General features: G+C 72.8%; 9 protein-coding genes. 5 read left to right on the forward strand and 4 right to left on the reverse strand.

What is annotated here, in order from left to right:
* Positions 1–65: 65 nt before the first annotated feature.
* Both HNR73_RS00900 and HNR73_RS00905 read right to left on the reverse strand, forming a co-directional pair.
* Entirely contained in the window at positions 66–464 is a 399-nt protein-coding gene (locus HNR73_RS00900; protein WP_184785254.1) for a hypothetical protein, read from the reverse strand.
* A gap of 155 nt (positions 465–619) precedes the next feature.
* Complete coding sequence (locus HNR73_RS00905) at positions 620–2,974, reverse strand: TIM-barrel domain-containing protein (RefSeq protein ID WP_184785255.1); 2,355 nt, start codon at positions 2,972–2,974, stop codon at positions 620–622.
* 140 nt (positions 2,975–3,114) lie between these two features.
* Here HNR73_RS00905 and HNR73_RS00910 point away from each other — a divergent pair, with 140 nt between their 5' ends.
* Together HNR73_RS00910 and HNR73_RS00915 are read left to right on the forward strand one after the other, a co-directional pair.
* Positions 3,115–5,145: a beta-galactosidase gene (locus HNR73_RS00910; RefSeq protein ID WP_184785256.1), complete on the forward strand. Its 2,031-nt coding sequence runs from the start codon at positions 3,115–3,117 to the stop codon at positions 5,143–5,145.
* Between the two features lie 86 nt (positions 5,146–5,231).
* Positions 5,232–7,889 carry a cellulose-binding domain-containing protein gene (locus tag HNR73_RS00915; protein WP_184785257.1) on the forward strand — a complete coding sequence of 886 codons (2,658 nt, stop codon included), beginning with the start codon at positions 5,232–5,234 and terminating at the stop codon, positions 7,887–7,889.
* A gap of 37 nt (positions 7,890–7,926) precedes the next feature.
* On the opposite strand, the gene HNR73_RS00920 is transcribed toward HNR73_RS00915, so the two are convergent.
* Positions 7,927–8,364: a VOC family protein gene (locus HNR73_RS00920; protein WP_184785258.1), complete on the reverse strand. Its 438-nt coding sequence runs from the start codon at positions 8,362–8,364 to the stop codon at positions 7,927–7,929.
* Positions 8,365–8,571: 207 nt separating this feature from the next.
* On the opposite strand from HNR73_RS00920, the gene HNR73_RS00925 reads away from it, so the two are divergent.
* The 3 genes from HNR73_RS00925 to HNR73_RS00935 all read left to right on the forward strand — a co-directional run bounded on the left by HNR73_RS00925 (position 8,572) and on the right by HNR73_RS00935 (position 14,221).
* Complete coding sequence (locus tag HNR73_RS00925) at positions 8,572–10,737, forward strand: AfsR/SARP family transcriptional regulator (RefSeq protein WP_184785259.1); 2,166 nt, start codon at positions 8,572–8,574, stop codon at positions 10,735–10,737.
* Complete coding sequence (locus HNR73_RS00930) at positions 10,737–13,517, forward strand: AfsR/SARP family transcriptional regulator (protein WP_184785260.1); 2,781 nt, start codon at positions 10,737–10,739, stop codon at positions 13,515–13,517. Before HNR73_RS00925 ends, HNR73_RS00930 begins: the two co-directional genes overlap by 1 nt.
* A 107-nt stretch (positions 13,518–13,624) precedes the next feature.
* On the forward strand, positions 13,625–14,221 hold the full coding sequence (locus HNR73_RS00935; protein ID WP_184785261.1) for a dihydrofolate reductase family protein: 597 nt from the start codon (positions 13,625–13,627) through the stop codon (positions 14,219–14,221).
* Between the two features lie 184 nt (positions 14,222–14,405).
* On the opposite strand, the gene HNR73_RS00940 is transcribed toward HNR73_RS00935, so the two are convergent.
* Complete coding sequence (locus tag HNR73_RS00940) at positions 14,406–14,996, reverse strand: M15 family metallopeptidase (RefSeq protein WP_203686596.1); 591 nt, start codon at positions 14,994–14,996, stop codon at positions 14,406–14,408.
* Positions 14,997–15,002: the final 6 nt, after the last annotated feature.

The following is a 15,002-nucleotide window of genomic DNA, read 5'->3' on the forward strand; positions in this document are numbered from 1 at the left end:
ATCCGCGCGTCAGGGCTTCGGCCCTGACGCGCGGATTCTCGTTGCCGTGCGGCCGTGGGTACGGCCTAGTAGTCGTTGTACCAGCAGGCGGTGTTCTTGGAACCCCAGTAGACCCCGTTGTCGGTCAGGAAGATCTCGAAGCAGATCGTGGTGTTCTCCGGCAGGTTGAACGGTCCGCCGTCCGAGGCGCCGCGGACGTTCTCCATGCCGTAGCCGGATGCGGCGAAGCCGTAGACGAAGTCGTTCGCGCCGATGAAGACGTCGATCCACACCGACCGGCCGTCGGGATCGCCGTCGAACAGCCAGACACGGTCACCGTGCTCGGTGAAGGACATCGATCCGCTGCCGTTGAGGGTGTTCATGCTGTGGTAGGAGTCGCTGGCCGACGCGGGACTCGCGACGGTGAACGAGGCGACGGCACCGACGAGGGCGACGGTGGCGGCGCACAGTGCTTTCTTCAGCATGGGCGGCCTTTCTGTGGGGGCGGGGTGGGGCGGCCCGTGCCGCCCGGCCTCCCTGATGCGCCGGAGGCGGCGCGAGCAGCCCGGTGATCATATGGGATCGCTCCCATCCCCCGCCAAGGCGCCCGATCTCCACGCAGACCGGGCGCCTTCGCGCGTCACCGTTGCGGCAGGGAGGCGACCAGGAGCCCCTCGGTCACCTCCAGCACCGCCTCGGATCCGTTGAGGGACACCGAAGCCGGCCGCTGCCCGCCGTCGACCCGGGCGAACACCAGCCGCCGGACCTCGGCGGGGCCGCTGGTCCGCAGGTCCAGGTGCGCGCCCGCCGAGGTCACCGTGATCTCGGTGTCCCCGCCGACGTCGCGCAGCCCGAAACGGCCGCTCGCACCACCCCAGGTCACCACCGTCAGCGGACCGAAGGGACCGTCGCCGACGTGGTCACCGGCCTCGACGGTGGGGATCACCGCGCCGTGCCGGACGAAAAGTGGGATCCGTTCCAGCGGAACCGACACCGAGACGTGGCGCCGTCCATGATGGACACGACCGGTCCAGTAGTCGACCCAGTCGCCGTCGGGCAGGTAGACCTGCCGGGTGCCGTCGGGGTCGGTCATCGGCGCGACCAGCAGGTCGCGGCCGAGACGGTAGGCCAGATCCTCGCCCCAGGCGGCCGGATCGGCGGGGGAGTCGACGAGCAGGGCCCGCATCATCGGCTCACCGGTCCGCGCCGACTCCACCGCGGCGCTGTACAGGTACGGCATCAGCTCGTAGCGCAGGCGGATCGCGTCGGCGACCGCGTCGGCCACCGCCGGGAAGTCCCAGGGCAGGCGGCTGGTGGTGCCGTGGAAGCGGACCAGCGGCGACAGCGCGCCGAACTGCGCCCACCGCAGGTACAGGTCGTCGGCGGGCCTGCCGGTGAACCCGCCGGCGTCGTGGCTCCAGAACGGGACCCCCGACAACCCGTGCGAAAGCCCGCCGCGGATCGTGCTGCCCAGCGAGGCGAAGGTCGTGTTCACGTCGCCGCTCCACTGCGCCGAATGGCGCTGCCCACCCAGGTAGGACGAGCGCGCCCAGACCAGCTCGTGGCCGTTCACCTCGCGGGTCACCTCGACCGTGATGTCGTTGTACAGCAACGTGTACACGTTGTGCAGCTCGGCGCCGGTCATGCCGTTGGACGCGACCGCGTCGGCCGGGACGCCCTCGGCGAAGTCGGTCTTGAAGGCCGCGACGCCCTGCTCCAGCAGCGGCCGCACCATCCCGCGATACCAGTCGCACGCCGCCGGATTGGTGAAGTCGATGATCCCGCCGGCGTTGTAGTTGCCGTGCCAGACGTCGGCGACATAGGTCTCGCCGTCGGCGCGGCGCAGGAAGTACCCGGCCTCGGCGCCCTCGGCGAACACCGGGGACCGGGCGCTGACATAGGGATTGATCCACAGACAGACCTTGAAACCGAGCTCGGCCAGCTCGGCCAGCATCCCGCGCGGGTCGGGGAAGTTCTCCTCGTCCCAGCGGAAGTCCGACCAGTTCCCGGCCACCTGCCAGTAGCAGTCGAGGTGCAGCACGTCGGCCGGGATCCGGTCGGCCCGCAGCCGCCGCGCCCGCGCCAGTACCTGCTCCTGAGTGTCCACATAGAAGCCCGAGGACACCCACGTCCCGAAGGCCCACTTCGGCGGCAGCGAAGGGCGCGAGGTGAGCGCGTTGTACCGGTCGAGGACCTGCCCGGGCGTCGGGCCCGCCAGCACGTAGTAGTCGACCAGGTCGTCGGGCACGAGGATCTGCACCACCGAGTGCGTCGACTGCGCCAGGTCGAACTCCACCGGCATCCCCGAGTCCACCAGCACGCCGTACCCGCGGCTCGACAGGTACAGCGGCACGTTCTTGTAGGCCCGGTCCGACTCGCCGCCGAAGGCGTCGAAGTTCCACATCAGCGCCCGCTGGCCGCGTTTGTCGAGCGTCGAGAAGCGCTCGCCGAGGCCGACGAAGCGCTCGTCGGCCCGCGCGTCGAAGGACTCGTGGTAGGCGACCGGCACACCGTCCACAAGCGACCGTCCGAAGGGGAGGTTGCGTTGCCGCCCGCTGATGTCGGCCTCACCGCGGTTCTGGGCCAGCAGGACGCGGCCGGCGGCGTCGGTGAACACGATCCGGAAGGGATCGAGGGTCACCTCGGCGACGAGGGCCCCGGCGTTGACGCGGACGCGTCCCTCGGCGACCGTGACCGCCGTGTCGGTGAAAGACCCCGGGTGCACCAGAGAGATGGCCGCCGCGCTCCGGCTGGACGCCTCGGGCTCGGCGGAGAGGCGGACCCGGACGATGCCCTCGCCCGCCGCCGCGACGCGCGCGAAGAGCGTCTCCCCGGCCGAGCTCTCCGCCTTGAGGGACAGTTCGCCGGCCCCGGCGGCCAGCACCTCGGCGCGGGCTATCGCCGAAAGCCCCTGCTCACCGGGGGCACGGACGGGAAGCTCCGGTGGATCGGCGACGAAGGTCTCGTGGGGCACCAGGGGTGGGCGGTAGATCATCGGCGGGTCCTTAGCTGAATCGGTTGTCGGGCCGGCGGGGCGCGGGGCCCGGGACGCCGTACCCTTAGTTTGTTTGCAATCCCAACGAAAGTCAACGCATCCCGTACCCCGGGATGATCGCCGCGAAGGACGGACCGGGCATGGTGGAACGGCAGCACGGAGAAGCGGGTTTCGGTGCGCCCGAAGGCGACGGAACGACCGATCGGTTCGCCTCCCTCCCCACCCTCGCCTACGGCGGCGACTACAACCCCGAGCAGTGGCCCCCATCGGTCTGGCGCGAGGACATGGCGCTCATGCGCCGGGCCGGGGTCAACCTGGTGAGTCTCGGCGTCTTCGCCTGGTCGCGCCTCGAACCCCGTGCGGGCGTGTACGACTTCGCCTGGCTCGACGAGATCCTCGACCTCCTGGCGGGCAACGGCATCGGCGCCGCGCTCGCCACGCCCACCGCCTCGCCGCCGCCCTGGTTCTCCCTCGCCCATCCCGACGCGCTGCCGGTCCGCGCCGACGGCACACGATTGACCCACGGCAGCCGCGACACCTACTGCGTCTCGGCTCCGGCCTACCGCGAGGCCTGCGCGCGCATCGCCGGCGCGCTGGCCGAGCGCTACGGCGGGCATCCCGCCCTGCGCCTGTGGCACGTCCACAACGAGTACGGGACGTGGTGCCACTGCGCGCACACCGAGGCGGCGTTCCGTCGCTGGCTCATCGACCGCCACGGCGATCTCGCCGCGCTCAACGAGGCCTGGACGACGGCCCACTGGGGACAGCGGTATTCCTCGTGGGAGGAGATCAACGCGCCTCGCGCCACCCAGTACCTCGCCAATCCCGCGCAGTCGCTCGACTTCCGCCGCTTCACCTCGGAGGAGATGCGCGCGGCCTACCGGGAGCAGCGGGCGATCCTGCGCCGCCATGCCCCCGCCGTCCCGGTGACCACGAACTTCGTCCTCGGTGACTGGGTGCCGGTCGACCACGCGCGCTGGTCGTCCGATGTGGACATCGTCGCGATCGACCACTATCCGGGCGCGGCCGGGCGCACCGCCGAGGAACAGACCGCGATGGCGGCCGACCTCGCCCGATCCTGGGCGGGCGGCGGGAAGTGGCTGCTCATCGAGCAGGCCGCCGACCTGGTCTACGCCGACGGCCGTGCCCTCGCCAAGGAACCCGGCCGGATGCGACGGCACAGCCTCTCCCACATCGCCCGCGGCTCGGCGGGCGCGATGTTCTTCCAGTGGCGGGCACCGCGCGGCGGTTCGGAACGCTGGCACGCGGCGATGCTCCCGCACGCCGGGCCCGACACGCGCGTCTTCGAGGAGGTCGCCGGGTTCGGCGCCGAACTGCCCGCACTGGCCGAGACCGACGGCTCCCGGGTGCACGCCGAGGTCGCGATCCTCGCCGACGTCGAGGCCGACTGGGCCTTGTCCCAGCCGGGCATGCCCTCGGCGGACCTGTCCTACGAGGCGGCCCTGGCGCAGGCCCACCGGGTCGCCGGACGGGCCGGTCACACCGTCGACTTCGCCGCGCCCGGCGCGGACCTGTCGCGCTACAAGCTCGTCCTGGTACCGAGTCTCTACCTGGTCACCGACGCCGACGCCGACAATCTGGCCGCGTACGTGGAGGGTGGCGGACACGTGCTGATCTCCTGCTTCTCCGGTGTGGCCGACGAGCACACCCGGGTCCGCACCGGCGGCCACCCGGGCGCCTTCCGGGACCTGCTCGGCATCCGGGTCACCGAGCTGCGGCCGCTGCCCCTGGGCGAGCGTGTCGTCCTCGACGACGGCCGCGTGGGGACACTGTGGACGGAGGAGGTTCGCCTCGCCGGGGCCGAGGCGACCGCGTGCTACCCGTCGGGCGAGCCGGCGGTGACGCGCAAGTCGGCCGGGCGCGGCGTGGCGCGATACCTGTCGACGTGCCTCGACGACGAGGGTTACGCCGCCGAGTTCACCGTCGCGGTGACGGCCGCGGGTGCCTCGCCGGTGCTTCCCGGGCTCCCCGCCGACGTCGAGGTCGTGCGCCGGGCTGGTGGGGGGCGGGTCTGGCTCTTCGTTCTCAACCATGCCGTCGACGAGCGCCGGATCGGCGGCGTGCGCGGGCGGGATCTGCTGTCGGGGAGAGCGATCGCCGGGGAGCTCGTGCTGCCCGGTGGTGACTGCGCGGTCGTTCGCCTGGGCTGAGTCGAGGCTTGCCCAGCTGCACTGAAATCGTTCGTTCGCACGCCAAACTATTGACTCGACTCGGGCCCGGCGGGACGCTGGACGGCATGAGACACCGACTCTTAACCGCCTGCGCGGCGGTCGCGGCCGTGCTGGTCTCGGCCGCCGCGCTGAGCCCGCCCGCAGCCGTCGCCGATCCCGTCTCGACCGGGGACCCCGCCGCCCAGGCCGCCTACACCTGGCGCAACGCCGAGATCGTCGGCGGCGGCTTCGTCCCCGGGATCGTCTACAACCGTGCCGAACAGGGCCTCGTCTACGCCCGCACGGACATCGGCGGCGCCTACCGCCTCGACAAGACCACGAAACGCTGGATTCCGCTGCTCGACTGGGTGAGCTGGGACCGGTGGGGCTGGACCGGCGTGGCCTCGCTGGCCACCGACGCCGTCGACCCGAACCGCGTCTACGCCGCCGTCGGGACCTACACCAACAGCTGGGATCCCAACAACGGCGCTATTCTCCGCTCGGCCGACCGGGGCGCGACCTGGCAGGTCACGCCGCTGCCCTTCAAGGTCGGCGGGAACATGCCGGGCCGCGGCATGGGCGAACGCCTCTCGGTCGACCCGCACAACAACAACATCCTCTACTTCGGGGCTCCGAGCGGCCAGGGCCTGTGGCGCAGCACCGACAAGGGCGCGACCTGGGCGAAGGTCACCGCCTTCCCGAACCCGGGGAACTACGCGCAGGACCCCGGTGATCCCAACGGATACCTTTCCGACAACCAGGGCGTCACGTGGGTGACCTTCGACCCCACCTCGGCGACCGGCACCGGCACCACCCAGACGATCTACGTCGGTGTCGCCGACAAGCAGAACACCGTCTACCGGACGACGAACGGGGGCGCCGGTTGGGAGCGCGTCCCCGGGCAGCCGACCGGCTACCTCGCCCACAAGGGCGTCCTCGACGAGGTGAACCACAACCTGTACCTGGCGACCAGCGACACCGGTGGCCCCTACGACGGCGCCAAAGGCGACGTGTGGCGCTTCAACACCGCGACGGGCGTGTGGACGCAGGTCAGTCCGATCCCGTCCAGCAGCGCCGACGACTACTTCGGCTACAGCGGCCTCACCGTGGACCGGAAGAAGCCGGGCACACTCGTCGTGGCCACGCAGGTCTCGTGGTGGCCGGACGTCATCTTCTTCCGGAGCACCGATTCCGGCGCGACCTGGAGCCGGATCTGGGACTGGAACGGCTATCCGAACCGCACGAAGCGCTACAGCCTGAACATCACCGGCGCGCCCTGGCTGAACTGGGGCGGTGCGGGGACCGCCCCGGAGGACCAGCCGAAGCTGGGGTGGATGACCGAGTCGGTCGAGATCGACCCCTTCGACTCCGGCAAGCTCATGTACGGCACCGGAGCCACGATCTACGGGACCGACAACCTCACCGCCTGGGACACCGGCGGCACGGTCGACATCTCCGTGCGGGCGCAAGGGCTTGAGGAGACGGCGGTCAACGACCTGATCAGCCCGCCCGCCGGGGCGCCCCTGATCTCGGCGCTCGGCGACATCGGCGGCTTCCGGCACGACAGCCTCACCACCGTCCCGGCGAAGATGCACCTCAGTCCGACGATCGGCTCGACGACGAGTCTCGACTACGCCGAGCTGGCGCCGTCGACGATGGTGCGGGTCGGCAACGCCGACGGCGTCAACATCGGCATCTCCTCCGACGGCGGCTCGAACTGGTACGCCGGAACGGATCCGGCCGGGGTGACCGGCGGCGGCACGGTCGCGATCGCGGCGAACGCCGCGCGCGTCGTGTGGAGCCCGGAGGGCACCGGCGTGCAGGTGTCGTCGAACAACGGCGGCTCGTGGACGGCGGCGTCGGGCGTTCCGAACGGTGCCCGCGTGGAGGCCGACCGGGTCGACCCGAACCGCTTCTACGCCTTCTCCGGCGGCACCTTCTATGTCAGTGTCAACGGCGGCACGAGCTTCACCGCCGCCGCGACCGGTCTGCCCGCGACCGGCGACGTTCGCTTCGGGGCCGTGCCGGGGATCTCGGGCGACGTGTGGCTGGCGGGTGGCACCGGTGCGGCCTACGGGCTGTGGCATTCGACCAACGCGGGTGCGAGCTTCACGCGAGTGTCCACTGTGGGCGAGGCCGACAACATCGGTTTCGGCAAGGCCGCGCCCGGCAAGACCTACCCGGCGCTGTACAGCAGTGCCGAGATCGGCGGCGTACGCGGCATCTTCCGCTCCGACGACGCCGGGGCGACCTGGACGCGCCTGAACGACGATCAGCACCAGTGGGGCTGGACGGGCGCGGCCATCACCGGTGACCCGCGCGTCTACGGCCGCGTCTACGTCAGTACCAACGGACGCGGGATCATCTACGGCGACGGCGACGGCGGCGGCACGACCGATCCGGACCCCGATCCCGACCCGGTCGGGAACTGCTCGGTCGCCTACGAGATCACCGGACAGTGGCAGGGCGGATTCCAGGGCCGTGTGGTTGTCAAGAACACCGGTACGACGGCGGTCAACGGCTGGACCCTCGGCTGGTCCTTCGGCGCGGGCCAGGTGGTGAGCCAGATGTGGGGTGCGACCGCCGCCCAGTCAGGTGCCGCGGTGACGGCCACCGGCGCATCCTGGAACGCCGTGATAGCACCGGGAACGACCCGTGAGGCGGGCTTCCTGGCGAGCTGGCAGGGGAGCAATCCCGAACCGGGCGCCTTCACCCTCAACGGTTCCGCCTGCGCGGTGACCTGAACCGGGAACCGGGTCCGTCCACGGTGGACGGGCCCGGTCAGGGCAGTTCGGGCAGCCCGGCGGCGTCCAGCGGCCACCCGGGGTTGTACGCGATCTCCCACAGATGTCCGTCGGGATCGGCGAAGTAGCCGGAATAGCCGCCCCACGCGGAGTGCTCCGGCGGCTTGGTGATCCGTCCGCCGGCGGCCTCCACGGCGGCGAAGGAGGCGTCGACCTCCTCGTCGGAGGCGACGTTGATCGCCAGCGCGACACCGCGGTAGGCGGGCGGCCCGCCCGGGTTGTCGACGGCGGCGTCACCGGCCAGCGCGTACACGCCCCACACGGCGAGGATCCCGCCGGCGGTGTTGAAAAACGACACCTCCCCGGGCACCGAGGCGCTGGACAGCGGCCAGCCGAGCGCGCGGTAGAACTCCGTCGACCGTTCGAGGTCGGCGACTCCCAGCGTCGCCAGGCTGATGCGGGCGGGTACGGGCATGGTGCGACACCTCCACGCCCGATCATCGCAGGGCCGCCGGGCGCGCGGGCCGAAACGCCGCGGCGGGCCGGTGGACCCCCGTCGGTCCCACCGGAGCCGCCGCGAGCGAAAACTATCCGGACCCGCGCACACAACCGCGCACATGCGCGAGGGGGCCCTCGCGCGACCCGGGTACCGTCCGAGGGACAAACGCCAGGGGGTGAGGGGATGCGCTTCCACCTGTTCGGTTCCATCGAGGTCCGCGTCGGCGACCGCCCGCTGCCCGTGGGCGGCCCGCGACAACGGGCCGTGCTCGGCGCCCTGCTGCTCACGCCCGGCGTGGTCGTGCCCACCGAGCAGCTCGTTCACCGGGTCTGGGACAACCCGCCGGGGTCGGCCGAGTCGAACGTCCGCACCTACATCGCCCGTCTCCGCAAGGTTCTCGGCGAGCGGCTGTCCACCGACGAGCACGGCTACCGGCTCACCGTCGGGCCCGGCGAACTCGACGCCGCGGTGTTCACCGAACTGGCCGACCGGGCCGAGCGCGCGACCGACTCCGCCGAACGGGCGAGGCTGTACGCCGAGGCCCTCGCACACGCCCGCGACGAACCGCTGCTCGGCGTCGAACTGGAGGCGGCGCTGCGCTCGGCCGCGCTGCGGCTGCGGGAACGGCGGCGCGCGGCCGTGTTCGGCGAGCTCGACGCGCGTCTGGCGGCGGGGGAGCACCACGAGATCACCGGACGGCTGCGGGCCCTGCTCACCGGCGATCCCGCCGACGAGCGGGCCACCGAACTGCTGATGCTCGCCCTGTTCCGCGCCGGACGCCAGATCGAGGCCCTCGACGCCTACACCGCCTTCCGAGCCCGGGCACATCCCGCACCGGGCCTGTCGGCCCTGCACAAACGGATCCTCAACCAGGACCGGACCCTGTCGCTCACACCGGGACGGGCCTCGGTGGAGGCCCACGGCCGCCTGCCCGCCGACCTGCCCGAGTTCACCGGCCGCACCCGGCTGATCGCCCGGGCGCGGGAACTCACCGGGGCCGCACCCGGCAACGCGCCCTTAATCCTTGTGTTCAGCGGCACGGCGGGCGCGGGGAAGACCGCGCTGGCCGTCCACATCGGACACCTGCTCGCCGCCGACGGCGCCGGTGCCGACGGGCACCTCCACGCCGACCTCAACGGCTTCACCGCCGACGCCGCCCCCGCCGACCCGCACACCGTGCTCGGCGCCCTCCTGGCCGTCCTCGGCGTCCCGGCCGCGCGCGTGCCCGGCGAACCCGCCTCCCGGGCGGCCCTCTACCGCGAGCACACCGCCGGGAAACGTCTCCTCCTGCTGCTCGACGACGCCTCCGGCGCCGCGCAGGTCGCACCGCTCGTACCCGCCGGATCCGGCACGATCGTGCTGGTCACCGGCCGCCGCAACCTCCTCCTCGACGGCGCCGCCGACCTCACCGTCGAACCCTTCACCGACGCCGAGGCGAACGCCCTGCTGGCCACGGCCGTCGGCGGCGAACGACTGCGCGCCGAGGACGCCGCCGCCCGCCGGATCACGCGCCACTGCGGCGGCCTGCCCCTCGCGCTCGCGCTGGCCGCGCGACGACTGCGAGCCCGTCCCGAGCGCAGCCTCGCCGGCCTCGCCGGAGGGCTCGAACACGGCGCCCTCGACGACGAACTGTCGGCGGTCTTCGACCTGTCCTACCGCGCCCTCGACCCGGGCCCGCGCAGGCTCTACCGGCTCCTCGGCCCGCCCGCCTGCGAGGACGTCACCGCCGAGACCGCCGCCGCGATCTGCGGCCGCACACCCGCCGAAGCCGACGGCGACCTGGAGGCCCTGCTCGACGACCACCTCCTCACCCAGACCCGCCCCGGCCGCTACCGCATGCATCGCCTCCTGCGCGCCCACGCCGACGCCCTCTGCGCCCGCGAGGACCCGCCCGCGACCGCCCGCTCCGCCGTCGGCCGCCTCCACACCTGGTACCTGCGACACGCGCTCGCCACCGGCGATCCCGCCTGGTTCGCGGCCGAGTACGCCAACCTCCGGGCCCTCACCCGCGCCGCCGGGCCGAACGGTCACCACACCTTCGCCCTCGCGCTCCCGCACGCCCTGCTCCCATGGCTCCGCGACCACCGGCCCGCCGACACCGCCTCACTCCTCGCGCTCGCCCGCCGGGCCGCACTGGCCCTCGGCGACCACGACGGGCTCGCCCGCAGCCTCGTCGAACTCGCCCGCGAACACGCCCGGACGGGACGCGCCGACATCGCCGCCGGACTCCTCGACGAGGCGGCGGCCCTGCGGCACGAGCGCGGAGACACCGCCGGTGCGGCGGAGGCACTCGCGGCGAAAGAGGAACTCGGCCGGGACTCGGCCGCGGTCGGCGGGGACGCCCGCTGATGGAGTTCCGCGTCCTCGGTCCCCTGACCGTCCTGTGCGACGAACGCGAACTCGCACTCGGCGGCCCCCGGCAACGGGCCGTGCTCGCCGCGCTTCTCCTGCGCCCCAACGAGTCCATCACCGCCGAACGGCTCGTCCCGCTGGTCTGGGACCACCCCGTCCCGGCCGCCGAGTCGAACCTGCGCACCTACCTCACGCGCCTCCGCAAGGCCCTCGCCTGCCCACCGGAGCCCGTCGCCCGGCTCGTCCGCGACGAGAACGGCTACCGGCTCACCGTCCACGATGGAGAGTGCGACCGCGAGGTCTTCGCGGGACTCGCCGAACGCGGCGACCGCGCCTTCCGCGAAGGCGACCACGCCACCGCCGCCGACCAGTACCAGCGCGCCCTGGCCCTGTTCCGCGGCGAACCGTTCGGCGGCGTCGCGGCCGAGTCGGCCCTCTCGGCGGCCGCCGTCGCCCTCACCGAACGCCACCGGACCGTCCTGGAACGCCGCATGGAGGCCGGACTCGCCCTCGGCGGCCACCGTGAACTGCTCGGCGAACTCCGCCGCCTGGCGGCCCGCTCACCCGAGCGCGAGACCCTGACCCGCCTGCTCATGCTGGCCCTTCACCGCGACGGCCGCCGCGACGAGGCCCTCGCCGCCTACACGGCGCACCGGGCGAGACTCGACACCGAACTGGGCGTCGAACCCGGCGCCGAACTGTCCACACTGCACGAACGCGTCCGGGACGGCGACCCGTCACTCGACCTGCCCCGGCACGCCGCGACCGGCCCGGTCTCCTCCTTCCGGCAACTCCCACCCGACATCGCCGACTTCACCGGCCGCGAGGCCGAACTCGCGCGGATCGCCCGCGCGGCAGGCGAAGGTGGCGACGGGCCGGTGATCGTGTTCCTCACCGGCATGGGCGGCGTCGGCAAGACCCGCCTGGCCGTGCGGGCCGCCTGGTCGCTGGCCGCCGAGTACCCCGACGGGCAGCTGTTCACCGACCTGCGCGGGCACGACCCCGAGCTTCCGCCCGCCGACCCGGGCGCTGTCCTCGAAGGCTTCCTCGACCTCCTCGGCGTCCACCGCACCGAGATCCCGCGCGGCCTCGACGCCCGCTCCCGGCTGTTCCGCGAGCGCCTCACCGGCAAGCGCGTCGTGCTGGTCCTCGACAACGCCGCCGACGCCGCGGCCGTGCGCCCGCTCCTGCCCGGCGCCGCCGGATGCCTCGTGCTGATCACGTCCCGCCGCGAGGCCGCCGTCGACGGGGCCGTCGCCGTGCCCGTCGGCATGTTCACCGAACGGGAGGCGCTGTCCCTGCTCGGCCGCATCCTCGGTGAGCAACGCGTCGGCGACGAGGCCGACGCCGCCGGGGAACTCGTCGGCCACTGCGGGCGTCTGCCGCTGGCCGTCGCGGTCGCCGCCCACCGCCTGCGCACCCGCCGGACCTGGCGGATGGCCGACCTCGTCGAACGCCTCGGCGGGCGCGGCCTCGGGGAGCTGGCCGTCGGCGACCGCTCGGTCGAGCGGGTGCTCGCGCTGTCCTACGAGGCGCTCGGGCACCGCGAGCGGAGAGTGCTGCGGCTGGTCGGCGCACAACCGGTCCAGGACGCCACGGCCGCCTCGACCGCCGCCCTGTGCGGACTCGACGTCGCCACCGCCGACGGGATTCTGCGTTCCCTGGCCGCCGAGCACCTCCTCGGCGTGATCGCGCCCGGACGGTACCGGCCGCACGACCTCGTGCGCGCCCACATGACCGCGCTGTCGGCGGTCGAGGACACCGCCGGGGACCGCTCGGCGGCCGTCGAGCGGTTGCTCGACTGGTACTCGCGGGCCGCCTACGAGATCGCCGGACGCATGGTCGTCTACCCGGTGCGACTCGTCCGGCCGATCCCGTCGACACCGGTCCCGGTGCCCGAGACGGCCTCCGTCGCCGACGGCGTCGCCTGGTTCGACGTCGAGTACGCCAACCTCTACGCCCTGATCCGCCACGCGGCGGCCGCCGGGCGCCCCGAGCACGCCGTCCAGCTCCCGTTCCTGCTGCGCGTTCACTACACCAACCGCGACCACACCGACGACTGGATCGCGGCCATGGAGATCGCCGTCGACGCCGCCCGCGCCCTCGGCGACCTCGCCGCCGAAGGCCACGCCCGCGTCATCCTCGGCATGATCAACCACAACCTCAGCCGCCTCCGCGCCTCCCGCGAACAGGTCACCATGGCCCTCGACCTGCACCGCCGGGGCGGCGACATCGAAGGCGAGGCCGGCGCGACGATGTCGCTCGGCCACCTCGACCGGGCCGAAGGCCGCTACCGGCAGGCGCTCCAGAACTACGAGCGGGCCCGCGCCCTGTACGTCGCCATCGGGGACCGCGCGTGGGAACTGTCGCTCAGCGGCGCCATGGGCGAGACCCTGCACCAGATGGGCCGCCTCGACCAGGCCATCGACGTGCTCACCGCCACCGCGGCCGTGCAGACCGACCTCGGGTTCGGGAGCGTGGCCTCGACCCTGACCAACCTCGGCGCCGCGCTGCGCGGCGCCGGCCGGGTCGCCGAGGCGGTCGAGACCCTGGAACGTGCGCTCGCCGGTTTCCGCGCCCGCAGCCTCACCCGCGGAGAGGCCGAGGCGCTCGTCCAGCTCGCCAAATGCCGCCGCGACCAGGGCGACACCGAAGCCGCCGGGGAACTCGCCAGGGAGGCGCTGCGGATCGCGCGCGGCCTCGGTGACCGGGCCAAGGAGGTCGACGCGGTGAAGGTCCTCGAAGACCTCACGACGGACGCCGGCGAGGCCTCCTGAGATTCTCCGGAACTTTCTCGCGCCGAAATGTCGAATGCCCGTCGAGGGCCGCGACCACCTGGTGAGCGGCCGGCGAGCGGCGCGCTCGGATACCGAGGAGCGATTCCATGAGCAAGGTGACCACCGACATCGGCATGTCCCTCGACGGCTTCGTCGCCGGCCCGAACCAGAGCGGGGAGAATCCGCTCGGCGAGGGGATCGGCGACAAGCTGCACGCGTGGATGTTCGAACAGGCCGAGGAGAACGCCGCGGAGATCGAGAAGATCACCGACGCGGGCGCGTTCATCATGGGCCGCAACATGTTCGGTCCCGACCGGGGTGACTGGGACCTGGACTGGACCGGCTGGTGGGGCGCCGAGCCGCCCTATCACGCGCCGGTGTTCGTCCTGGCCCACCGTGAGCGCCCGTCCATCACCATGGAGGGCGGGACCGTGTTCCACTTCGTCACCGACGGTGTTCACGCCGCGCTCGACCGGGCCCGCGAAGCCGCCGGTGACCGCGACATCTCCGTCGCCGGAGGCGCGCACACCGTCAACCAGTACCTCGCCGCCGGACTGATCGACGAGTTGCGCGTCCACCTCGCCCCGGTGGTGATCGGTGAGGGCGAACGCCTCCTGGTCGGTGTGGGCGACCCGAAACTCACCCCGGTCTCCGTCGGCGGCACCGACCTCGTCACGCACCTGGTCTACCGCGTCGGCCACTGAGGTGTCCGGGCCCGGCCGCGGCCGGGCCCGGATCGTCACGGTGACAAGGCCCGCGTACGCCGGGTCGTGTACCGATATGCCTCCGAGATGAAGGAACCGGCTGCCGGAATCGCGATCGTCAGGTCCGCGGCCTCCGCCGTGGCGTCCGATCGGCCTCCCGGCGGTCCAGCAAGCGCCCACACACTCAGTCCCGCATCCGCGGATCCTCCGAGGGGTCGGCGTACATGGGCGGCGGGCCGTGCTCGACGGCCTCGGGACGCAGCTCGTAGTGCCAGCGCTCGTTGCGGTAGATCTGGCACAGCCCGTACCCGGCGCCGTTCTCGGCGAGCCACGCGGCCGCTGTGGGCGGCCCGATGTCGACGGCGTGGCCGCGCACGTGGGCGGACTTCTCGGGCGTCGACACCCAGCGGGCGGCCTCCTCCGCCGACCCGTACCTGCCGACCGCCTCGCGAAGCAGCCGGCTCTGGTAGGCGGGGGAGCGCCAGCCGCTGTTGACGAAGAACTCCACGCCCTCACCGGCGGCGTCGGCCGCGGCCAGGCGCAGGGCCGCGAGCAACGGCGGATCGAGGTTGGCCACACCCGGAACCTCGTCGTCGAAGACCGTGGTGCGGTAGGGGACGGCGCCGTCGGCCACACCGAGCCCGCCCCGGTCCTGGATGCGGAGGAGCCGATAGCCGAGGGACTTGGCGACGACGTCGACGACATCGCGCAGCCCCGCTTCGAGAGGCCGGCGGAGCCGGTCGGGCATCACCTGCAGGACAGCTGGTCGAGTCATGTCCCC

Origin of the sequence: Phytomonospora endophytica, assembly GCF_014202425.1 — a bacterium.
GTDB lineage: Bacteria > Actinomycetota > Actinomycetes > Mycobacteriales > Micromonosporaceae > Phytomonospora > Phytomonospora endophytica.

Excerpts from the sequence above, each read along its gene's own strand:
- HNR73_RS00920 (WP_184785258.1), bottom strand. The coding sequence starts at position 8,364 with ATGCCCGTACCCGCCCGCATCAGCCTGGCGACGCTGGGAGTCGCCGAC.
- HNR73_RS00935 (WP_184785261.1), top strand. The coding sequence starts at position 13,625 with ATGAGCAAGGTGACCACCGACATCGGCATGTCCCTCGACGGCTTCGTC.
- HNR73_RS00925 (WP_184785259.1), top strand. The coding sequence starts at position 8,572 with ATGCGCTTCCACCTGTTCGGTTCCATCGAGGTCCGCGTCGGCGACCGC.
- HNR73_RS00930 (WP_184785260.1), top strand. The coding sequence starts at position 10,737 with ATGGAGTTCCGCGTCCTCGGTCCCCTGACCGTCCTGTGCGACGAACGC.
- HNR73_RS00905 (WP_184785255.1), bottom strand. The coding sequence starts at position 2,974 with ATGATCTACCGCCCACCCCTGGTGCCCCACGAGACCTTCGTCGCCGAT.
- HNR73_RS00940 (WP_203686596.1), bottom strand. The coding sequence starts at position 14,996 with ATGACTCGACCAGCTGTCCTGCAGGTGATGCCCGACCGGCTCCGCCGG.
- HNR73_RS00910 (WP_184785256.1), top strand. The coding sequence starts at position 3,115 with ATGGTGGAACGGCAGCACGGAGAAGCGGGTTTCGGTGCGCCCGAAGGC.
- HNR73_RS00915 (WP_184785257.1), top strand. The coding sequence starts at position 5,232 with ATGAGACACCGACTCTTAACCGCCTGCGCGGCGGTCGCGGCCGTGCTG.
- HNR73_RS00900 (WP_184785254.1), bottom strand. The coding sequence starts at position 464 with ATGCTGAAGAAAGCACTGTGCGCCGCCACCGTCGCCCTCGTCGGTGCC.